The following is a 20,219-nucleotide window of genomic DNA, read 5'->3' on the forward strand; positions in this document are numbered from 1 at the left end:
GATCAGGGACAGGGTGCTCGCTGCGGTGTGCGATGTGTTGTACATCGATGACGAGGACCTGCACGACGGGGATGCCACCGATCTTCGCGACCTCGGCCTGGATTCGGTCCGCTTCGTTCTTCTGATGAAGAAGCTGGACGTGGACCGGGAATCGGACGTGCCGTCGCGTCTCGCGGACGACCTGTCGATCGCGGGATGGGTCCGTGAGCTGGAGAATCTCTGTGAGCGCGCCTGACATGCAGCGCATCCCGCTGAGTCGGTCACAGCAGAACCTCTACAACGGGGTGCTGCAGGATGGCGACTCGTCGCTGTACCTGATCGGCAAGCAGTATCGCTTCCTGCCGATACCACTGCCGCGTTTCCTGGCCGCCCTGGAGGCGATGGTCTGCGAGAACCCGGTACAGCTCTGCGTTCTGGAGACGCCGGCGACGGAGACCGATCATCCCTGTCTGGTACCCCGGCTGCGGTTCGGCGACATCGTGCGGGTGCGCTCAAGCGAACGGCATTGCGAGAATGGCGATTTCGCACTCGAGCACACCTGGTCCACCGGCATCCTCGATACGGCCCTGGTGCGGTACACCGTCTACACGGACCAGAACGGTGACGTGACCGGCCTCGACGTACACGCACACCACATCGTGGTCGACGGCGGCGCCACCGCGCTCATCGAAGCCGGCCTGGCGCACCACCTCTCGGGTGCCGAAACCAGCGAATCGCCATCCCTGGCCGAGGGTCTGGCCAAATTGGCGGCGGCCCACCTCCGGGAACAGGACAAGGTCGACCAAGCGGCGCAGCGTCTCGGTTCGGCCGTGCAGCGGGAACTCGCCGAGGATGCCCGCCTCGGTGGCGGCAGTGCAGCCTCCCGCGGTGCGGGTGCCGCCGCCAAAGGCGTGCTGCGCGAATCCGTGACGATCTCGGGAGTCGCCTTCGACGCGATCCTGCGGCTCTCGGACGCCGAGCAGGTTCCGCTCAACGTTCTGGTGGCCGCCGCGGCACTGGCGGTGGACGCCGGCATGCGGCACTGCACCGACGGACTTCTGGTGCATGCGGTGGACAACAGGTTCGCCGATCCGGAACTCAATGTCGCTACCTGCCTTGTCAATTCGGTGGCGCACCCGGTCAGATTCGCCCCGTTTGCGTCGGTGCGGGAGGTGGTCCGGGGGGTCGATCGCGCGTACGTCAAGGCCGTCCGGCGCCGGTGGTTACGTGAAGAGCATTACCGCCGAATGTATCTCGCGATCAACCGGACCACCCATGTCGATGCGCTGACACTGAACTTCATCCGTGAGACATGCGCGCCCAGCCTGCGCCCGTTCCTGGCCGAAGCGCCGGTCGCGACGGACATCGGCCCGGTTGAGGCCAGGACGGTCGCCAGTGTGCTGGACGAAGGCGAGCGCACCCTGCACGTGGCCGTCTGGGACCGGGCGGACCAGAAGCAGTCCGAGACCGGGGTCGCGGACCGGATCGCCCAGGCGCTGCAATCGATGGTGAGCCTCTGGGATCAGCCGATCGCCAAGGCCGTCGGCGAGTGGTTTGAGGTGGGCCCGGACGGTTCCGTCGAAGCAGACGTCACAAACTTCAGAACAACGCCGCCGCAACGTGCTTGGTTTGTGGATGCATCCGAGGGGGTCCGCACGACTCGTGCCCTCGATCGTTGGATTGCCTGGCTGGTGCGCAACGGCGTGGCGTCCGGCGACGTCGTCGTGCTCACCGACGACGGCAGCCGCGACACCATTGACTGCCTGATCGGGTGCCACCTTGCCGGCTGTGGATACAGCGTGTGCGATACCGCCGAGCAACTGTCGTTGCGCGCGAGAACCGTCGCCGAGCATCTGGAGGGTGCGACGGCGCATGTGCTCGACCTGGGCGACGTCGGACCGGAGGTCGATGACGAGGCACGGATGCTCGCCGGGGAGCGTATTCGGCAAGTGGCACAGGATATCTCGCTCGGCGCCAAAACGGCGTACGTCATGCCTACCTCGGGTTCCACCGGACAGCCCAAGTTGGTTCGGGTCACCCACGAATCGCTGGCACTGTTCTGTGCCGCGGCAGTCGGCGCCTACGGTTGGGGACCGCGCGACACCATCCTGCAATGCGCGCCGCTGACCTCGGACATCAGCGTCGAGGAGATCTTCGGTGCCGTCTTCAGCGGGGCGCAGCTGGTGCGAAGCTCGGCCATGAGATCCGGTGACCTCGATCGGCTCGCCGTCGAACTGGAAGCAACAGGCGCGACGGTCGTCGATCTGCCGACCGCCGTCTGGCATCTGTTGTGCGACGACGGCGACGCGCTCGAGACGCTCCGGCGTTCGGATCTGCGGCAGATCGTCATCGGCGGTGAGGCCGTTCGATCTGCCGCCGTGCAGAGGTGGGTGAATTCCGCTGCCGCACAATGCGTCGCGCTGGTGTCGAGCTACGGACCGACCGAGACCACCGTCGTGGCAAGCTATCTGCCGATCGCTTCCGAAGGCACACCGATCGCCGCCGAAGCCCGGTCACGGTTGGGCCGGCCGATGGTGCCCGGCACGGTGTTCGTCGCGTTCGGTGAGGTGGTGATCGTCGGGGACCTCGTCTCCACCGGCTACCTCGGGACGGACGACCGCAGCTTCGGTGACGTCACGACCGGCGACGGATCACGGCGTCGCGCCTTCGCCACCGCCGATCGGGTAATCGTGGATGCCCAGGGCTTCCCGGTCTTCGCCGGCCGCAAAGATGACGTGGTCAAGGTCTCGGGCAAGCGCATCGATCTCGCGGAGATAACCCGGCACATAGCCTCCGACGCTGCGATCACCGATGTCGCCGTCGAGTTGCACGACGGCCGTCTCGGGGTGTGGTTCCAGGCCGGCCGGACCCACGACACGTCCGGGGATCCGGCCGCACGCATCCGAAACCTGCTGGTGAGTAACGGAGTTTCGTCGTTCTTCGTCGTGCAGGCACCGAGTATCCCGAGGAAGCCGAACGGCAAAGTCGACAGTGAGAACCTCCGGGCCATGCCGCAGTTCATGGATGCCGTGCGCGACGACGACGCAGCGGACGCGAAGGCCGCCGGTCTGGCCCGGATGTGGAGCGGGCATCTCGGGACTGCCATCCAGCCCAACTCCTCGTTGCTCGCCGCGGGCATCGGTTCGCTGGACCTCATCAGGATCCTCCCTGACACACGCAGGTTCCTCGGCCGGCAGGTCTCGATCCTGGATCTCATCAGCGCCGACACCGCCGCCAACCTCGTCAGCGACTTGGCCTGTGCCGCAACGATCACCGATGCGTGGATGGATCGAGGCACGGCCGCCGAGATACAACGCGACCTCGACCAGCTACCGACGCCAGCCACACGGCCCCGAGCCCGCGCCACGCACAGCGCGGGCGGCACGATCATCGTGCTCGGCGCGTCCGGCATTCTGGGCACCGGTTTCGCCGGGGCGATTCTGGATCTCAGACGCTCCGGAGCCCGTTGCCCCGACGTGGTCCTGGCTACCAGATCGCAACCGGAGCACGGCCCATGGCCGGATCTTCGCCACGTCGAAGGTGTTCGGATACAACAGCTTGCGGCCGATTTCGGCGCAGTGGAGCTGGACGATCTGATCCGGGAGACCGGCGCCGCAGCCGTCATCAACTGCATCGGGAACACCAACGTGCTGGTGCCCTACCGCGAACTCCGCAGGGCGAACGTGGATCTGGTCTCCGAGATCGTTGGCGTGTGCGCGAACCGCGGCGTCCGGCTGGTGCACCTGTCGACGTTCGTCGTCAATGCGGACGTCACCGACGCTCAGGTCACCGATCCACGCGGCGCGCCCTATCCGTACGCGGCGTCCAAGGCGATCGCGGAACTGGTCGTGGCCGGTGCGCCGGACGGACTGGACTTCACCATCGTGCGGTTGCCCCGGGTGCTCGGCGAGGAATGCCAATTGCAGGACTCGGCCGACATCCTGGTCTCGGTGGTGGATGCCTGCGCCGCGTTGCGGGCCCACCCCGCCCTGAATCTGATCGAGGAAGTCACCACCGGACGTGCCGCCGCGACCGCGATCCTGCGTCTGCTGCCGGAGGTCGGAGGTACCGATGCGCTCGGGCGGGGACTCAGTGTGGTGCGCGGTGAGGCCGTGGACTACGCGAAACTGCTGGGCGGCTTCGCGCCCGACCAGCTCGGGGTGGCGCAGTGGAAGCAGCGGCTCGACGACAGCGAATGGGCGAGGGCGAACCCGCGCCGGTGGTCGGTGGTGGACGGCTGGGTGGACCTCGGCGTCAGACTCGGTGCGCGCAGCTACGGCGAGTACCTGGCTGATTCCCCGACTCTCGGGCTCGCGGTCGAATCCGTCGCCGAGATCGCCGCACCGGCAGAGCCGGTGCGCAGCCTGCTGGCGCGGCTGTTCGCGCCGGTGTGAAGGTCAGGCCTGAAACACCAGGACCGCGAACATGATCGCCATACCCGCGGCCGTCATTGCCTGAACGGCGGAGCCGACTCTCGAACGCCACACCCCCCGCCGGCGCAGGGTCAGGAAGAGGTAGCCCCACACGAACGTGGCGAGCACGAACACGCCGGCCCAGATCCAGTTCACCGTGGTGATCCAGCCGTGCGAGGAGTTGCTGGGCATCGCCTCCATCTCCGGCATGTCCATGGCGCTCATGGTCGGCAGGTGTTCGGGCGCCAGATGGCCACCCATCGCGGCGTACATCCACGCCATCGCCGCCATCTTCAGTGCGTGGTAACCACGCGCCAGGCGTGTGCCGATCATGCGGGCGGCGAAGACGGCGGCGACAAGGAACCACAACGCCGCTGCCAGAAAGAACGCCTCGGCCGGTGTCGGGGGCAATCCGAGCCCCTCCGGCCAGGCCATCGCCGCCATGGCGAGGGCCATCGTCACGTGCAGTCCGTGGCTGACCACGGAGGTCCAGGACCTCCGGTCGGTGACGAGAACGAAGCCCGCCGCACTGATCAGGAACAAGCCGGTGACCATCCACCGCAGCGGCAGATCCTCGATCATGCCCGCGCGTCCTTGCCCACAGCCCCCACAGTCATCGAAGAATAGGCGCCGCGGGCGCCAAGAGCTACGACAAGCGGTCGTAAGCTGCAAGGGTGGAAAGTGACGCGCCGAGTGCGGACACCGACGCGCGTGCGCACGCGGCCCGTACGCCCTCCCCGAGGACGGCGGTACTGGCCGCCGGGTTCCTGGCGGTCGTGGCCGCGCTGGCCGGCTACGGCCTGAGCTCCGGGCCACGCCGCTATGCCGAAGCCGGCAACCCGTTTCCCGGCGCCTTCGTCAGCGCCGCCGAACCGGTCGGATATTTCGTCGCGTCGTTGCTGGGCGCGCTGTGTCTGGGTGCGCTGCTGCTGGTCGTGGTGACGGCGCGGCCGGAGCCGGACGGGCTGATCGATGCCCCGGCATTCAGGATCCACCTGCTGGCCGAGCGTGTTTCGCTCGCGTGGGTATTGGCGGCCGCAGCGATGGTGGTGATCCAGGCGTCCCACGACACCGGTGTGCGGCCGGCCGCGCTGCTGCGCAGTGGGGCCGTCTTCGATGCCATCGGCGTCTCCGAGGTCGCCCGGGCCTGGATCGTGGTGGCCGTCTTCGCGCTTCCGGTCGCGGTGACGCTGCGCCTGAACACCCGCTGGGTCGGCCATGCGGTACTGCTCATCCCGACGGTGATCGGCGTCGTGGCCACCGCCGTCACCGGTAACGCTGGACAGGGTCCCGACCACGATTACGCAACCAGCGCCGCGATCGTCTTCGCGGTTGCGATGGCGGGGCTGACCGGGCTCAAGGCGGTCGGCGCGATGACCCGAACCAGCCCCAACCGCGCTGTGCAGGTGCTGCAGGTGTGCTTCGGCGCACTGGTCGTGGGCTACGGCGCGATGCTGCTGTACCTGCTGGTGCCGGACTGGACGTTCGGTTCGGACTTTGCCCGCCTGGGATTGCTCGCGGGCGTCCTGGTGCTCATCGTCTGGCTGGCCGACTGCTGGGCGCTGCGCGGCGCACCGCCCCGACCCGCCGGCGCCGCCGCAGCCCTGGCCATGGTGGCCGCCCTGGCGGCGGTCGCAGCGACGGCCTGTCAGATCGCACCCCGATTTCTCGCGCACCGGTTCACCGGCTGGGACGTGTTTCTTGGTTACGAACTGCCGCGGCCACCGACCGTCGCGACGGTGCTGACGCTATGGCGTTTCGACAGCCTGGTGGGAATGGCCGGGGTGGTGCTGGCGGCCGGGTACGTGGCGGGCTACGTGCGGTTGCGCCGCAGCGGGAACGCGTGGCCGGTCGGCCGGCTCGTGGCGTGGCTGACCGGGTGTGTCTCGCTGGTGTTCACCAGTAGCTCCGGTGTGCGCGCCTACGGCTCAGCGGTGTTCAGCATCCATATGGCCGAACACATGATCCTCAACATGTTCATCCCGGTGCTGCTGGTGATGGGTGGCCCGGTGACCCTGGCATTGCGGGTATTGCCGGCCGCCGGTAAGGGACAGCCGCCGGGGCCGCGTGAATGGCTGACCTGGCTGCTGCACTCCCGGGTCACGGCGTTCTTCTCGAACCCGATCATCGCCTTCGTGCTGTTCGTCGGCTCGCCGTACGTCGTCTACTTCACGCCGCTGTTCAACACGCTGGTCCGCTACCACTGGGGCCACGAGTTCATGGCCGTCCACTTCCTGCTCGTCGGGTACCTGTTCTATTGGGCGATCATCGGAATCGACCCCGGCCCACGCCGGCTGCCCTACCCCGGCCGCATCGGCCTGCTGTTCGCGGTCATGCCGTTCCACGCCTTCTTCGGCATCGCGCTCATGACGACGGCCGAACCGGTCGGCGAGACGTTCTACCGTTCGGTCAACCTGCCGTGGCTGGCCAGCATCATCTCCGACCAGCATTTGGGCGGCGGAATTGCATGGAGCCTCACCGAAGTCCCGGTCATCATCGTGATCGTGGCGTTGGTCACCCAGTGGGCGCGCCAGGATCGCAAGGACGCGTCGCGCGGTGATCGGCACGCCGACAGCGACTACGCCGACGACGATCTGGAGGCGTACAACGCGATGCTGCGCGAGTTGTCGCGGATGCGGCGCTAGCCGACGACCGTGAAGTTTCCCTCGCCTTTCAGGGCGGCCTGAACCTGCTCCCGCGTCAGCTCGACATTCGTCGAAACATGTACGGCGGATTCACCTTCGGTGTTCAGGTCGATGCTGACCGCGGTCACCGGCTTCAGTTCGGTCAACGCGGTGGTGATGGTCGCCACACAGCCCCCGCAGTGCAACCCGGTCACGGAAAAGGTCTGTTCGGCCATGGGATTCAGTCTACCCGGGACCCCGCATGCCCCCCACTGTGAAATACGCGACGCTCAATCAGCGTGTTGCGTCGGCAAATTCACAGTCGGCGCAGTGGGGCGGGTGCCAAAGTTGCGCAGCCGCAAGCTGTTTGACACCACGAAGAACGACGAGAAGGCCATCGCGGCCCCGGCGATCAGCGGATTGAGCAGGCCGGCGGCGGCCACCGGGATTGCCGCCACGTTGTAGCCGAACGCCCACACCATGTTCATCCGGATGGTGCGCATGGTCGCGCGCGCCAGGTCCAGGGACTGCGGCACGATGTCCAGATCGTCGCGCACCAGGATGATGTCCGCGGCGCCGATCGCGACGTCGGTGCCCCGCCCTATCGCCAAACCCAAATCGGCACAGGCCAGTGCGGGCCCGTCGTTGATACCGTCGCCGACCATCGCCACGGTCCGGCCTTCGGCGCGCAACTGTTCGATCGCCTCGACCTTGCCCTGCGGCAACACTTCGGCGATCACCGTTTCGATGCCGACCCGGGCGGCGACGGCCTGCGCGGCAGCCCTGTTGTCGCCGGTGAGCAGGACCGTCCGCATGCCGCGCCGGTGCAGCGCGGCCACTGCATCCGGTGCCGATTCCTTCACGGTGTCCGAGATCGCGACGGCTGCTCGTGCCGCACCGTCGACCGAGATGAAAACCACGGTCTCGCCGCGGGATTCGCCGTCCCGCCGGGCTGCCTCGAGCACGTCGTCGCCCGGGGCGTCGCGGGTGACCCAGGACGGCTTGCCCACTTCGACCCGCCGGCCGTCGACGACTCCGGCCACGCCGCAGCCGGCCACCGCGACAAAATCCTTGACGTCCAACGGATCCGGCGACGCGGCCACAATCGCCGTCGCCACCGCGTGCTCGGAGGCGGCTTCCACCGCCGAGGCGAGGCGCAACAGCTCGTCACCGTCACTGGCGGCCACGGTCGTCACCGCGCTCACGCTGAGTTGGCCGACGGTCAACGTGCCCGTCTTGTCGAACACCACAGTGTCGACGCCGTGCACCGTCTCCAGCGCCCGGTAGCCCTTGATGAAGATCCCCAGCTGGGCGCCCCGGCCCGAGGCGACCATCATGGCGGTCGGCGTCGCCAGTCCCAGCGCGCATGGGCAGGCGATCACCAGCACGCCGAGCGTGACGGAGAAGGCGTGCTCCGCCCCGGCACCGCTGATCAGCCATGCCGTGCCGGCCAGCAACGCGATCGCGAACACCGCGGGGACGAACACCGCCGAGATGCGGTCGGCGAGGCGCTGAGCGCGGGCTTTCTGGGCTTGGGCCTCTTCGACCAGGCGGACCATCGCGGCAAACTGGCTATCGGCGCCGACGGCGGTGGCTTCGATGATCAGCCTGCCGTCGAGTACGACGGTGCCACCTACGACGGCGCTGTCCGGATTGACGCGCACCGGTTTGGCTTCGCCGGTCATGGCGCTGGTGTCGATCGCCGCGGAGCCCTCCACGACCATGCCGTCGGCGGCGATCGTTTCACCAGGCCGCGTCACGAAGCGCTGGCGCTTCTTGAGCTCACCGGCCGGAATGACCAGCTCGGAACCGTCGTCGAGAAGCACCGCCACATTTCTGGCGCCGAGCGCGGCCAGGGCGCGCAGCGCGCCGCCGGCCTTCGACTTGGCCCGCGCCTCGAAGTAGCGGCCCGCAAGCACGAAGACCGTGACGCCGGCCGCCACCTCGAGGTAGATCGCGTCGCTGTGCAGGATCGCCTGCCACACCCCCTGCGTCTGACGAGGCGGTTTCGGGATGAAAACGGTCGCCAGCGACCAGACGGTGGCGGACACGATGCCCACCGAGATCAGCGTCTCCATCGACGCCGTCCGGTGCCGGGCATTACGCAACGCGACGGAATGGAAGGGCCATGCCGCCCACGTGACGATCGGGGCGGCCAGCGCGGCCAGCACGTAGCCCCACCCGGGGAACCGGGCGCTCGGCACGATGGCCATCATGCTGGACAGGTCGGCCAGCGGCACGAACAACACCGCGGCGATCAGCAGCCGGCGCAGCAGGCTGCGGGCGTGCCGGGCGTCGGGGTCCTGCCCGGGGGCTGCCGCCGCCGCGGCCTCGTTGTGCGGGACAGCCTGGTAACCAGCCTGCGCAACCACGTCGCAGAGCTCGTCGACGGGCACGTCGACGGTGTCGATCGTCGCCACCCGGGTGGCGAAGTTCACCGACGCGCGCACGCCGGGCACCTTGTTCAGCTTGGTCTCGACGCGGCTCGCGCACGCCGCGCACGACATCCCGGAAACATCGAGACGGACACGCTGCCGCTCGGAGTTCTCCACCAGCGGCGTTGCCACGGTCCTCCTCGGTTCACACAGGTAAACCCCAGCGTACAAGGGGTTTCAGGAGCCGACCCGCGCGCGTTCCCGGACCAGCGCGCACACGCTCCACTGTCCCGGCACGCCTTTGAGTTCACGCTCGCCGCGGCTGGTGAACCGGTGCCGGGAACCGGTCACGATGTCGCGCACGGTCGAGGAGACCAGCACCTCGCTGGGCCCGGCCAGCGAGCCCACGCGTGCGGCGATGTGCACGGCCATCCCCGCCACGTCAGCGCCGCGCACCTCGACCTCACCGGCGTGGATGCCCACCCGGATCTCGATGCCGAGCACGCGCACCGCCTCGATCACGGCGTCGCCGCAGGCCAGGGCGGCGCTGGGGCTGGTGAACGTCGCAACGAAACCGTCGCCGGCGGTGTTGACCTCCCGACCGCCGAACCGCTGGATTTCGTGGCGCACGATGGTGTCGTGGTTGTCGAGCAGGTCGCGCCACCGGTAGTCACCGAGCGCGGCGGCCCGCTGCGTCGAGCCGACGATGTCGGTGAACACGATCGTGGTCAGCACCCGTTCGGCATCGCCGCCGCCCCGCACTCCGGTGACGAACTCCTCGATCTCGTCGAGCATGGCGGCGGCATCGCCCACCCAGTACAGCGTGTCCTCGCCCGGAAGCTCGATCATGCGTGCTCCGGCGATCTGGTCGGCGAGGTAGCGGCCGTGTTCGATCGGGCTGAAGCCCCGGTTGTCCCGATGCAGCACCAGGGTCGGCGCGGTGATGCGCGGCAGGGTGTCGCGCACGTCGGAATGCCGGACCGCGTTGATGATCGTCCGGGCCATGCTCGGCGACGCGGCCCGGTTGCCGGCCATGTCCCACCACGCCCGGAACGCGTTGTCGTCGGCGACCGACGGCGCGATGATGCTGAGGATGTCGAAGCCCTGCTCCACTGCGTCGGGTTCGATGCCGATGGTGGTGAACGGGTCCGAGTCGACGAGTTCGCTGCCGATCGGGTAATCGGGCGCGCGCAGCGTCCGGGCCGCGCCGTTGATGCACACCAGACTGCTCACCCGTTCGGGATAATCGGCCGCGAGCACCAATCCGGTCATCGAGGTGAAGCCGGGGGCCAGGATCGTCGCCCGCTCACACCCGACGGCGTTCATCACCGCGATCGCGTCCTGGGCCCAGTGCTTGGGTCCGATCATGTCCGGCGACGAGACCCGCGACGACAAACCAATGCCTCGCTGGTCATAGCGGATCACCCGGGCGAACGACGCCAGCCGGCGGTGGAAGCGGTACATCGACGGCTCGGCATCGACGGTGTCGATCGGGATCGAGGGACCGGGCAATACCAGCAGGTCCAGGGGGCCGTCACCGAACACCTGGTAGGCGATGTCCACCTCGCCGCAGGTGGCATAGCGGGTCCGCGGAGCCTGCGCCACACATACAGGTTAGTGACCCCGGACCGACAGTTTCACTTGCGGTAGTGGGTGGCGCCCGGATCTACGCGCTGATGATCGGAACCAGGTAGCGCGCGGCATACGCGCGGACCGCCACCTGATCCGAGGTGTCGAGATGGTCGGTCGGAAAAACGATGATGCCCACGGCGACCCGCAGCAGGATGTCGGCGATGTTGGCCAGATCGGCGTCAGGGATGTCGGTGCCGCAGCGCCGCAGGGTGTGAGCGATGCCGTCGGCGAACCTGCCGATCGGAAACACGTCGGAACGCGAAAACATCCCGAACAGCTGGGGCTCGCTCTCGGCGATGCGCGAATACAGCGGCGAGTCCCCGATCAGGCGTACCCCCAACGTGAACGCCTCGACAACCGCTTCCTGCGGGCTGCAACCGGTAGTGGCCTGGTCCAGCGTGGTAAAGAACAATTCAGCCTCACGCCGCACCACGGCCTCGAACAACTCGTCTTTGGTAGGGAAGCGCCGGTAGATGGTGCTGCGGCTGACCCCGGCCCGGGCGGCGACATCCTCGATGTTGGCGCGGCGCACCCCGTAGGTCTCGAAGACCACGCGCGCGGTGTCCAGGATGGTGTCCTCGATGGACGCGGTACTGGTGCCCGGACCCCTCGTAACCATGCTCCACTTCTTCCCACCCGGCGGTGATGCCGAGGCATCTACCGACTCGAATGGTATCGTTGACACAAAAGTACGTTTTTGTGTCTCTGCTTCAATGGCATCGGGGGGTGCCGGAGGGGGTTGTGATGACTGCGGGTTTTGACACCGGCGTTCGGGAGGCGACGCCTATCGTCATCGACGACATTGCTGAAACGGCCCCGGTGCTTGGCCCGGATTCACTGATCTGGAAGTTTTACGGCGATTACCGGACCCAGCTGTTCGGATTCCAGCGCGTCGCCGGCACCGAGAACTGCATCGAACAGCTGGGTCAGGGAGTGCTCGATCATTCGGTGGTGTTCAGTGACACGCTCGGCCGGGCGAAGCGGACCGCGCCGCCGCTGATGAAAACGGTCTATTCAGAGGATCCGCACACCTGGGGCCGCACCGTGCGGGACTTCCACAAGCCCATCAAAGGCACCGTCAGCGACGGCTCCCGCTACCACGCCCTGAACCCGGAATTGTTCTACTGGGCGCACGCAACGTTCGTCGACCAGGTTTTGTACAACGCCGACACCTTCATCCGGCGGTTGTCGCACGCGGAGAAAGAACAGATTTTCGCCGAAAGCAAAGTCTGGTACCAGCTTTACGGCGTCAGCGACCGCGGACAGCCCCAGACCTACGACGAGTTCGTCGCATACTGGGACGGCATGCTCGAGCGGTTCGTGCCGCACAAAACCGTGCTGTACGGGACCGGCTACATCCGCAAAGGTCTGCCGGGTCCACGCAGGATTCCTCGTCCGATTTGGCGGATACTGTCAGCGCCGCTGAACGCTTACGCCCGGCTGGTCATCGTGGGGACCTGTCCGCCGCAGATGCGCGAGGTCTGCGATCTGAAGTGGGATGACAAGAAGGAGAGGCGCTTTCAGCGGTTCGCCGCCGCGATGCGGGCGCTGAATCCGCTCATCAACCGGTTGCCGTTGCGGTTCGTCTACGCATCCTGGGCGGCCGACGCGTGGGAGCGCACGGGCGTCGACCCGCGCAAGATCCACAACTAGTGTCCCGCGTCTGAAGTTTGTTTACGGGCGTGGGGCAGGATTTCGTCGGCGGTCTTGGTCCACGTGAACGGGTGGCAGCGTTGGTTCCAGCCGTCGATGAATGCGCTGATGGCCGTCATGAGTTCTTTGACGCTGTTGAAGGAACCGCGCCGGATCGCCTGGCGGGTGATGATCGAGAAGAACACCTCGACCAGGTTCAGCCAGGAACCCGAGGTCGGGGTGAAATGCAGTGTCACGCGGGGATTCTTGACCAGCCACGTGTTGATGTCGTCGTGTTTGTGGGTGTGGTAGTTGTCGCAGACCACATGCAGTTGCCGGCGGGGGTAGGCCCGCGCGACGGTCTTGAGGAAGGCGAGGAACTCGGCCTTGCCGTGGCGCTCATAGCAGCGGTCGGTGATTTTTCCGGTCGCGATCTCAAGGGCGGCGAACAACGTCGCGGTGCCGTTGCGCTGGTAGTCATGTGTCGCCTTCTCCGGCAGCCCGGGACGCAGCGGCAGAATCGGCTGGGTCCGGTTGAGTGCCTGAATCTGGGACTTTTCGTCCACACACAACACGATCGCCTTGGCCGGCGGATTCAGATACAGCCCGATGATGTCGCGCACCTTGGCTTCCAACTCGGGGTCGGTGGAGAACTTGAACGTCTCACGGCGCCACGGCTTGACCCCGTAGCGCCGCCACGCCCTGGCTACCGTGGCATCCCCGATGTTGAGGTGGCGACCCAGCAGTCGACTCGACCAGTGTGTGACCGCCAACGACTCCGGTGGCGGGTCCAAGGTGGCGGCGATGATCGCGGCGTCATCGACGGTCTTGGGTCGCCCACTGCGCTCCTCATCATCGAGGCCACTGATCCCGTTGGTGGCGAACCGATCCCGCCACTTGATCACCGTTGGACGTGACACCCCAATCAGGCGAGCCGCCGCGGAGGTCCCCGCACCATCGGCGACCGCCAGCACGATACGGGCCCGCTCAACATGTCCAGCAGGGGCAGTCGAGGACCGCGTCCACGACTCCAACGTCGCACGATCTTCAGAACTGATCACCAGCGCAGATGACGGCATACCCCATCATCCCACACTGTAAACTAATTAATGACGCACGACACTAGCGCCCTGAGGTGTAGGGCAGCAGTGCCATCTCGCGGGCATTCTTGATCGCAGTGGCGACCTGGCGTTGTTGTTGCATTGTCAGGCCGGTGACACGCCGGGACCGGATCTTGCCGCGCTCGGAGAGGAAGAGTCGCAAGGTAGTCGTGTCCTTGTAGTCCACCCTGTCCAGTCCGACGCTGTGCAACAGGTTCTTCTTCGCCATCGGCAGCTGGGGGCGTGGTTGTCGCTGTGGTCGCCGCGCCATCACCAGCTCGCTTTGCGCACGCCGGGGAGCTGGCCCTGATGGGCGAGTTCCCGCACCCTGACCCGGGACAACCCGAACTTGCGCAGGTGTCCGCGAGGGCGCCCGTCGATCGAATCCCGGTTACGCACCCGGACCGCGCTGGCGTCGCGCGGCTGGCGGCCAAGTTCCCGCTGAGCCTCGAGTCGCTGTTCGAGCGTGCTGCGTGGAGACCGGATGATCTCTTTGAGCTCCGCGCGCCGTTCGGCGTAGCGTGCCACCACCGCACGGCGCTGTTCGTTCTTGACGATCTTGGATTTCTTGGCCATTCAGCGCTCCTCGCGGAACTCGACGTGGCGCCGAATCACCGGGTCGTACTTGCGCAGGACGATGCGGTCCGGGTCGTTGCGGCGGTTCTTGCGCGTGACGTAGGTGTAGCCGGTGCCGGCTGTGGAGCGCAGCTTGACGATCGGCCGAATTTCGTTGCGTGCCATCAGAATTTCTCACCCGCCCGGCGCAGACGGGCCACCACAGCTTCGATGCCGTCACGGTCGATGACCTTGATGCCCTTGGCGCTGACTCGCAGGGTGATGCGCCGTCCCTCTGAGGGAAGGTAGTAGGTCTTGCTCTGCAGGTTCGGCGACCACCGGCGCCGGGTGCGGCGGTGGGAATGGGACACCGCATTGCCGAAACTCACTGTGCGGCCGGTGACTTGGCACCGCGATGACATGACGGTCCCCTTTCGTTTTGGACAAGCGACGCGTCGGACTGTAACCTTAATGAAAATGATTTTCAATAAGGAGCGGGAGATGCGAACTCCAGTGCTGTTGGTGGCCGGCCAGGGCGACACCGACGAGGTGACCGGGACGCTGTTGCGCCAGCCGGGAACTGCCGTCGTCGAGCACCGATTCGACGGGCAGGTGGTCCGCCGCACCGTCATCACTCTGGATGGCGGCGAGTTGCGCACCACCGAGGAAGCGCTGGAATTGGCGCACGGCTGCCTGTCCTGCACCATCCGAAACGACCTGCTGGTGTTGCTGCGAAGGCTGCACCGACGCTCCAACGTCGTCCGGGTCGTCGTGCACCTGGCGTCGTGGCTGGAACCCGAGCCGGTCTGCTGGGCGATCAACCACGTCCGAGTTCGGGTCGGCCCCGGCTACGCGGACGGCCCCGCAGGTATGGACGTGCGGATCGCCGGGGTGGTGACGTGTGTGGATTCGGCCAACTGGCTGAGTCAGGCGCTCGGCGAGGACCTGCTGCCCGACGGGCGCACGGTGGCGCAGGCGGCCGTCGGACAAGCGGAGTTCGCCGATCTGCTCGTGCTCACCCATCCGGAGCCGGCCACGCTGGCGGTCCTGCGCCGGCTCGCGCCGCGCGCGCGAATCACGGTCGGCAGCGATCGCGTCGAACTGGCCCTGGCCAACCTGGATGAGCAATCGCGTCGCGGCCGCAGCGAGCACCCGCACGCCCCGCTGCTGGCCGGATTGCCCCCGCTGGCCGCCGAAGGCGCGGTCGTCCTGGTCGAATTCAACGCTCGCCGCCCCTTCCACCCCGAACGCCTGCATGATGCTGTCGATCTGCTTCTCGACGGAGTGGTGCGCACCCGAGGTCGGTTATGGCTGGCCAACCGGCCCGACCAGGTGATGTGGCTGGAATCGGCCGGCGGCGGTCTGCGGGTTGCCTCGGCCGGTAAGTGGCTGGCGGCCATGGCGCCCTCTGAGGTCGCCTACGTCGACCCGGAGCGCCGGTTGTTCGCCGAATTGATGTGGGAATACCGCCACGGCGACCGTCACACGGCGATGACGGTGCTGGTCTGTGGCGCAGACCCGGTCGACATCACGCGTGCCCTTAACGCTGCGCTGCTCACCGACGAGGAGATGGCCGATCCGGAGTCCTGGACTTGCTACCGGGACCCGTTCGGCGACTGGCATCAGGACCCCTGCCACGAGATGCCGGATGCGCAGGGCCAGTTCTCGGCGCACCGCAACGATGGACAGCGCGGATGAAGCCCGGTATCCACCCCGTGTACCAACCGGTGGTGTTCCAGGACGCCAACACCGGCGCGCTTTTCCTCACGCGGTCGACAATGCAAAGTTCCCGCACCATCGAGTGGGATACCCCCGCCGGGCGGCGTACATATCCGCTGGTGGTCGTCGAGGTGTCGGCGGATTCCCACCCGTTCTGGACCGGCACGCAGCGCACCCTCGACGCGGCGGGACGAGTGGACCGCTTCTACCGGAGGTACGGAACCCGAACCCGGTAGCGATCAAACCCTCGCCATCTTCGGGTGCCACGGTGACCGTGGGTCATAACTATGTTTCGATGGTTCCCGATGGGTCGAAAGTTACCGAGGGATTGCAGCCGATGAATCTTGTCTTGCAGGCGATTGATTCGGCTGCCAGCAGGTTGGCGAACCCGGCGCGCGAATCTGACCCCGACAAGCTGCGCGACGCGGTTTCCGGCAGGACTGTGCTGGTCACCGGCGCGTCCTATGGCATCGGCGAGGCGACGGCACGCAAGCTGGCCGCCGCCGGCGCGACCGTCTTGATCGTTGCCCGTTCCGCCGAACGCCTCGAGGACGTCGCGGCGTCGATCAACACCGGCGGGGGACGGGCGGTTGTCTATCCGACCGATCTCAGCGACGAGGCCGCAGTCAGCGAGTTGACCAAGCAGATCAACGAGAACCACGGCCCGCTCGACATCATCGTGAGCAACGCCGGGAAGTCGCTGCGCCGCTCGCTGCACGAGCAGTACGACCGTCCGCACGACTTTCAGCGCACCATCGACATCAACTATCTGGGACCGATCTGGCTGCTGCTCGGGTTGCTGCCGACGATGCGCGAGAACGGCCGGGGGCACCTGGTCAACGTGTCGAGCGTCGGCGTGCGGGTGGTGCCGGGACCGCAGTGGGGTGCCTACCAGGCTTCCAAAGGGGCCTTCGACCGGTGGTTGCGCAGCGTGGCGCCGGAGTTGCATGCGGACGGCATCGACGTGTCGACGATCTACTTCGCGCTGGTCCGCACCCGGATGATCGAACCGACGCCGCTGCTCGGCCGGCTGCCGGGGCTCACGCCCGACGAGGCCGCCGACGCCGTCGCCAAAGTCATCATCGAGCGGCCCCGCACGAATGAACCGCCCTGGGTGTGGCCGGCCGAGATCGCCTCGGTCCTGTTGGCCGGGCCCGCCGAACATGCGGCCCGGCTGTGGTACAGCCGGTTCTTCGCCGACTCCGGCAAGGACGCTCGGTCGTGACGGAGAGCGTAGTCGCGACGACGGCGCGCGCGGCGCTCTCGTCGGGTCTGCTGGGCCCTCCGGGGCCCGCGGCGGCGCTGCGCTTGGCCCGCGAAATCTGCCGGGGCGGAACGAATCTCTTCACACTGTTGGCGGTGTCGGCGGCGCGCTGGCCGCAGCGCACCGCGATCATCGACGAGGACGGAGCGCTCAGCTACCAGCAGCTGCAGTCGATGACCGAGGCGATGGCGGTGGAGTTGCTCGACGCCGGCGTGCGGTCCGGCCAGCCGGTCGGGGTGATGTGCCGCAATGGGCGGAACTTTGTGACCGCGGTTTTCGCCACGGCGCTGATCGGTGCCGACGTGGTGTTGGTGAACACCGAGTTCCGCTCCGATGCGCTGGCGGGCGCCCTTGCGGCACACCAGATCCGAACGATGTTCTGCGACGACGAGTTCACCGCTCAGATTCAGGAGACCAACGAGACCATCCGGATCATCGACCCTGCCGCCGTCGAACCGCGACTGGAAGTGCCGCGGCCCCGGGTGGCTCCGTCGGGCCGGATGGTGTTGCTGACCTCGGGGACCACCGGGATCCCCAAGGGAGTGCCGCGTACGCCTCATCTGAGTTCGGGGGTCGGCGTCAGCATGACCATCCTGGCCCGCACCGGCCTGCGGGTCGGATCGCGAATCTCCTTGGCAGCACCGATGTTTCACGGTCTGGGATTCGGCATCCTGATGATGGCGATCGCGTTGGGCGGCACCGTGCTGACCCGCCGCCGTTTCGATGCCGAGGCTACGCTGGCCCAGGCATCGTTGCACCGCGCCGAGGCGATGAGCGCGGTGCCGATCATGTTGGCGCGCATGCTGGATCTGCCGCAGCAGGTACGGGCACGAAACCCGTTGTCCTCCTTACGTGTTGTCATCTCCAGCGGTGACCGGCTGGACCCCGGCCTGGCGCGCCGGTTTATGGACGCTTACGGTGATGTGCTCTACAACCTGTACGGTTCCACCGAGGTCGGCATCGGATCGCTGGCGACACCCCGGGAGTTGCGCCGTTTTCCGGAGACGGTGGGCAGGCCCGTCGCGGGATGCCCGGTGCGCATTTACAACCGCAATGGCCGCCCCGTCGGGCCGCGGGTTACCGGCCGGATCTTCGTCGGTGGGGGGCTGGCGTCGGACGGCTATACCGGTGGTGGCGCGAAGGCCGTCATCGACGGGATGAGCAGTACCGGGGACATGGGTTACCTCGACGAGGCCGGCCGCCTGTACATCGTGGGCCGCGAAGACGACATGATCGTCTCCGGCGGAGAGAACGTCTATCCGCGCGCGCTCGAGAATGCCCTGTCCGGGCATCCCGACGTGGCCGAGAATGCGGTCGTCGGTGTCGACGATGAGCAGTTCGGCAAGCGCTTGGTCGCGTTCGTCGTGTTGCGGGAGGACAGTGCAGCCAACGAGCCGGTTCTTCGGGAATACCTGAGGGGCAAGGTTTCCCGCTTCGAGCAGCCCAGGGACATCAACATCGTCGAGAGCATCCCGCGTAACCCGGCGGGCAAGGTGGTGCGCCGGGAGCTGTCCGGCTAGCTGATCCGTCTCATCCGGGTTCGCCGCCGTCACCATCGGATTCCGGAGGTATCCGGTGCATGCAGTTTGTTCGGGGACGCCCGAAGTCTAGGTGTTTCGGGGGGATCCATTCGGCGATGCCGTGGATGTTGCGGCGGGTGGTGTATTTGTGGAGTTCGACGAGGCGGTTGTCTGGTGGGCAGGCGAGTGCTAGTTCGTCGATGTGGGTGCGGCGGGTGTTGATCCAGCCTTCGAGGTGGTGGACCTGGGTCCAGTAGCCGGGCACGGTGCAGCCGGGGCGGGTGCAGCCGCGGTCTCTGGCCAGCAGGGTCAGGCGTTGTTCGGGGGAGGCCAGGCGTTTGCCGTGGTAGAGGGCCAGGGTCTTGTCTTTGTCGAAGATGGCCAAGTAGTGGTGTGCTGGCGAGGCCAGGCGCAGGACGTCGGACATGGGTAGCAGGGTGCCTCCGGCGGTCAGGGCTCGTCCGGCGCCGGCTTCGAGTTCAGCCAGGGTGGTGGTGACGACGATGGTGGTGGGTAGCCCGTGGTGTCGGCCCAAGGTTTTGCTTTCCAGCAGCGTGCGCAGTCCGGTGTGCAGGGCGTCGTGGGTGCGTTGGGCGTGGGTGCGGGTGTCGCGGTCGACCGCGTCGGCGGGCGCTTTGCCGTCGGTGACGGGGTGTTCGTCGTCGGGGTTGCACATGCCGGGGGCGCCGAGTTTGGCGACGACGGGTTCCAGGGTGGCGCGCAGTTCGGGGGTGATCAGCCCGCGGATCTGCGACATGCCGTCGGGTTGTTGGGCACCGAGGGTGATGCCGCGTGATCGGGCGCGTTGCTCGTCGGCGAAGTCACCGTCGGGCACCAGGTAGTTGTGCAGAAGCTTGGCGTAGTCGGCTAATTCGTCGGGCCGGTATCCGGCGGCGGCTTTGCCGGCGAGGTCGGCTTCGGCCTGGTCCCGGTCAGCGGCATCGACAGTGTTCGGCAATTTCTTGAAGAACGTGCGGATCTGCTTGACATGCCCGGCCCCGACGAGGCCGCGGCGTTGGGCGGCGGCGGTGGCCGGCAGCAGCGGCGGTAAGGGTTCGCCGGTCAGGGCGCGGCGTGGGCCGAGTTCGGCGGCATCGGCGATGCGCCGGTCGGCGTCGTTTTTGACGATCCGCAGTCGATCGGCCAGCGCCTGGCCCAGCGTGCCGCCCAACTCGGCCGCAGTGGCTTGTGCGGCAAGCTGATTGATCAGCACGTTGCTGGCCACCGGGATGCGTCGGCACTGCACTTCCAGCTCGCCCAACGTCGTGATCAGCTCGGGGCTGGTCAACCCATCCGCGGTGAGGTCCAGCAGCCGCGACACCGACTCGCCAAGCGCGCCCAGCGCCTCGGCCCAGTCGTCCCGCGTGCCGCAACCCATACCCCAATTCTATTGGGGGACACCGACAA

General features: G+C 67.1%; 19 protein-coding genes. 8 read left to right on the forward strand and 11 right to left on the reverse strand.

What is annotated here, in order from left to right; genetic code table 11:
* Position 1 precedes the first annotated feature (1 nt).
* Together QXH22_RS13565 and QXH22_RS13570 are read left to right on the forward strand one after the other, a co-directional pair.
* A complete protein-coding gene (locus tag QXH22_RS13565) occupies positions 2 to 235 on the forward strand; it encodes an acyl carrier protein (RefSeq protein WP_306244514.1) in 234 nt (77 codons plus the stop codon).
* Positions 222 to 4,373, forward strand: coding sequence for an AMP-binding protein (locus QXH22_RS13570; protein ID WP_306275885.1), 4,152 nt, complete (start codon positions 222 to 224; stop codon positions 4,371 to 4,373). Before QXH22_RS13565 ends, QXH22_RS13570 begins: the two co-directional genes overlap by 14 nt.
* Before the next feature lie 3 nt (positions 4,374 to 4,376).
* On the opposite strand, the gene QXH22_RS13575 is transcribed toward QXH22_RS13570, so the two are convergent.
* A complete protein-coding gene (locus QXH22_RS13575) occupies positions 4,377 to 4,973 on the reverse strand; it encodes a DUF5134 domain-containing protein (RefSeq protein ID WP_306275887.1) in 597 nt (198 codons plus the stop codon).
* 170 nt (positions 4,974 to 5,143) lie between these two features.
* On the opposite strand from QXH22_RS13575, the gene QXH22_RS13580 reads away from it, so the two are divergent.
* The gene (locus tag QXH22_RS13580) at positions 5,144 to 7,036 is read left to right on the forward strand and encodes a cytochrome c oxidase assembly protein (protein ID WP_306276040.1); all 1,893 of its coding nucleotides are present in this window, start codon (positions 5,144 to 5,146) and stop codon (positions 7,034 to 7,036) included.
* Here QXH22_RS13580 and QXH22_RS13585 read toward each other — a convergent pair.
* The 4 genes from QXH22_RS13585 to QXH22_RS13600 all read right to left on the reverse strand — a co-directional run bounded on the left by QXH22_RS13585 (position 7,033) and on the right by QXH22_RS13600 (position 11,641).
* Positions 7,033 to 7,251, reverse strand: coding sequence for a heavy-metal-associated domain-containing protein (locus QXH22_RS13585; protein ID WP_065048427.1), 219 nt, complete (start codon positions 7,249 to 7,251; stop codon positions 7,033 to 7,035). The genes QXH22_RS13580 and QXH22_RS13585 overlap by 4 nt on opposite strands.
* Positions 7,252 to 7,305: 54 nt before the next feature.
* The gene (locus QXH22_RS13590) at positions 7,306 to 9,582 is read right to left on the reverse strand and encodes a cation-translocating P-type ATPase (protein ID WP_306275889.1); all 2,277 of its coding nucleotides are present in this window, start codon (positions 9,580 to 9,582) and stop codon (positions 7,306 to 7,308) included.
* Between the two features lie 45 nt (positions 9,583 to 9,627).
* Positions 9,628 to 10,995: an adenylate/guanylate cyclase domain-containing protein gene (locus QXH22_RS13595; RefSeq protein WP_306243475.1), complete on the reverse strand. Its 1,368-nt coding sequence runs from the start codon at positions 10,993 to 10,995 to the stop codon at positions 9,628 to 9,630.
* A gap of 61 nt (positions 10,996 to 11,056) precedes the next feature.
* The gene (locus tag QXH22_RS13600; protein WP_306275892.1) at positions 11,057 to 11,641 is read right to left on the reverse strand and encodes a TetR/AcrR family transcriptional regulator; all 585 of its coding nucleotides are present in this window, start codon (positions 11,639 to 11,641) and stop codon (positions 11,057 to 11,059) included.
* Positions 11,642 to 11,766: 125 nt separating this feature from the next.
* On the opposite strand from QXH22_RS13600, the gene QXH22_RS13605 reads away from it, so the two are divergent.
* Positions 11,767 to 12,675 carry an oxygenase MpaB family protein gene (locus tag QXH22_RS13605; protein ID WP_306275893.1) on the forward strand — a complete coding sequence of 303 codons (909 nt, stop codon included), beginning with the start codon at positions 11,767 to 11,769 and terminating at the stop codon, positions 12,673 to 12,675.
* Here the strand turns inward: QXH22_RS13605 and QXH22_RS13610 are convergent.
* The 5 genes from QXH22_RS13610 to rpmB are packed head-to-tail and all read right to left on the reverse strand — an operon-like array spanning position 12,672 to position 14,731.
* On the reverse strand, positions 12,672 to 13,733 hold the full coding sequence (locus tag QXH22_RS13610) for an IS630 family transposase (RefSeq protein ID WP_306275894.1): 1,062 nt from the start codon (positions 13,731 to 13,733) through the stop codon (positions 12,672 to 12,674). The two genes, QXH22_RS13605 and QXH22_RS13610, sit on opposite strands and share 4 nt — an antisense overlap.
* A gap of 43 nt (positions 13,734 to 13,776) precedes the next feature.
* Positions 13,777 to 14,025, reverse strand: a complete 249-nt coding sequence (gene rpsR / locus QXH22_RS13615) for a 30S ribosomal protein S18 (protein ID WP_306243470.1) — start codon at positions 14,023 to 14,025, stop codon at positions 13,777 to 13,779.
* Entirely contained in the window at positions 14,025 to 14,330 is a 306-nt protein-coding gene (rpsN, locus tag QXH22_RS13620; RefSeq protein WP_306275895.1) for a 30S ribosomal protein S14, read from the reverse strand. The genes rpsR and rpsN overlap by 1 nt, the downstream gene beginning before the upstream one ends.
* Complete coding sequence (gene rpmG, locus QXH22_RS13625) at positions 14,331 to 14,495, reverse strand: 50S ribosomal protein L33 (protein ID WP_306243467.1); 165 nt, start codon at positions 14,493 to 14,495, stop codon at positions 14,331 to 14,333.
* On the reverse strand, positions 14,495 to 14,731 hold the full coding sequence (gene rpmB / locus QXH22_RS13630) for a 50S ribosomal protein L28 (RefSeq protein WP_306243465.1): 237 nt from the start codon (positions 14,729 to 14,731) through the stop codon (positions 14,495 to 14,497). Before rpmB ends, rpmG begins: the two co-directional genes overlap by 1 nt.
* Before the next feature lie 79 nt (positions 14,732 to 14,810).
* On the opposite strand from rpmB, the gene mrf reads away from it, so the two are divergent.
* From mrf to QXH22_RS13650, 4 genes are all read left to right on the forward strand, one after another.
* A complete protein-coding gene (gene mrf, locus QXH22_RS13635; protein WP_306275896.1) occupies positions 14,811 to 16,007 on the forward strand; it encodes a ribosome hibernation factor-recruiting GTPase MRF in 1,197 nt (398 codons plus the stop codon).
* Positions 16,004 to 16,264 (forward strand): type B 50S ribosomal protein L31, encoded by a 261-nt coding sequence (locus QXH22_RS13640; protein ID WP_306275897.1) that lies wholly within the window; start codon positions 16,004 to 16,006, stop codon positions 16,262 to 16,264. Before mrf ends, QXH22_RS13640 begins: the two co-directional genes overlap by 4 nt.
* A 101-nt stretch (positions 16,265 to 16,365) precedes the next feature.
* The gene (locus QXH22_RS13645; protein WP_306275899.1) at positions 16,366 to 17,253 is read left to right on the forward strand and encodes an SDR family NAD(P)-dependent oxidoreductase; all 888 of its coding nucleotides are present in this window, start codon (positions 16,366 to 16,368) and stop codon (positions 17,251 to 17,253) included.
* Positions 17,250 to 18,812 carry an AMP-binding protein gene (locus QXH22_RS13650; RefSeq protein WP_306243457.1) on the forward strand — a complete coding sequence of 521 codons (1,563 nt, stop codon included), beginning with the start codon at positions 17,250 to 17,252 and terminating at the stop codon, positions 18,810 to 18,812. The genes QXH22_RS13645 and QXH22_RS13650 overlap by 4 nt, the downstream gene beginning before the upstream one ends.
* Before the next feature lie 10 nt (positions 18,813 to 18,822).
* Here the strand turns inward: QXH22_RS13650 and QXH22_RS13655 are convergent, their stop codons facing one another.
* Entirely contained in the window at positions 18,823 to 20,190 is a 1,368-nt protein-coding gene (locus tag QXH22_RS13655) for an HNH endonuclease signature motif containing protein (protein WP_306275900.1), read from the reverse strand.
* Between the last annotated feature and the right edge of the window lie 29 nt (positions 20,191 to 20,219).

The organism is Mycobacterium sp. TY814 (genome assembly GCF_030755175.1).
Classification (GTDB): domain Bacteria; phylum Actinomycetota; class Actinomycetes; order Mycobacteriales; family Mycobacteriaceae; genus Mycobacterium.

What these genes read in the sequence shown, in the direction of transcription:
- QXH22_RS13575 (WP_306275887.1), bottom strand. Translation starts at nt 4,973, where the DNA reads ATGATCGAGGATCTGCCGCTGCGGTGGATGGTCACCGGCTTGTTCCTG.
- QXH22_RS13585 (WP_065048427.1), bottom strand. Translation starts at nt 7,251, where the DNA reads ATGGCCGAACAGACCTTTTCCGTGACCGGGTTGCACTGCGGGGGCTGT.
- QXH22_RS13600 (WP_306275892.1), bottom strand. Translation starts at nt 11,641, where the DNA reads ATGGTTACGAGGGGTCCGGGCACCAGTACCGCGTCCATCGAGGACACC.
- QXH22_RS13605 (WP_306275893.1), top strand. Translation starts at nt 11,767, where the DNA reads ATGACTGCGGGTTTTGACACCGGCGTTCGGGAGGCGACGCCTATCGTC.
- QXH22_RS13610 (WP_306275894.1), bottom strand. Translation starts at nt 13,733, where the DNA reads ATGCCGTCATCTGCGCTGGTGATCAGTTCTGAAGATCGTGCGACGTTG.
- rpsR (WP_306243470.1), bottom strand. Translation starts at nt 14,025, where the DNA reads ATGGCGCGGCGACCACAGCGACAACCACGCCCCCAGCTGCCGATGGCG.
- rpsN (WP_306275895.1), bottom strand. Translation starts at nt 14,330, where the DNA reads ATGGCCAAGAAATCCAAGATCGTCAAGAACGAACAGCGCCGTGCGGTG.
- rpmG (WP_306243467.1), bottom strand. Translation starts at nt 14,495, where the DNA reads ATGGCACGCAACGAAATTCGGCCGATCGTCAAGCTGCGCTCCACAGCC.
- rpmB (WP_306243465.1), bottom strand. Translation starts at nt 14,731, where the DNA reads ATGTCATCGCGGTGCCAAGTCACCGGCCGCACAGTGAGTTTCGGCAAT.
- mrf (WP_306275896.1), top strand. Translation starts at nt 14,811, where the DNA reads ATGCGAACTCCAGTGCTGTTGGTGGCCGGCCAGGGCGACACCGACGAG.
- QXH22_RS13640 (WP_306275897.1), top strand. Translation starts at nt 16,004, where the DNA reads ATGAAGCCCGGTATCCACCCCGTGTACCAACCGGTGGTGTTCCAGGAC.
- QXH22_RS13645 (WP_306275899.1), top strand. Translation starts at nt 16,366, where the DNA reads ATGAATCTTGTCTTGCAGGCGATTGATTCGGCTGCCAGCAGGTTGGCG.
- QXH22_RS13655 (WP_306275900.1), bottom strand. Translation starts at nt 20,190, where the DNA reads ATGGGTTGCGGCACGCGGGACGACTGGGCCGAGGCGCTGGGCGCGCTT.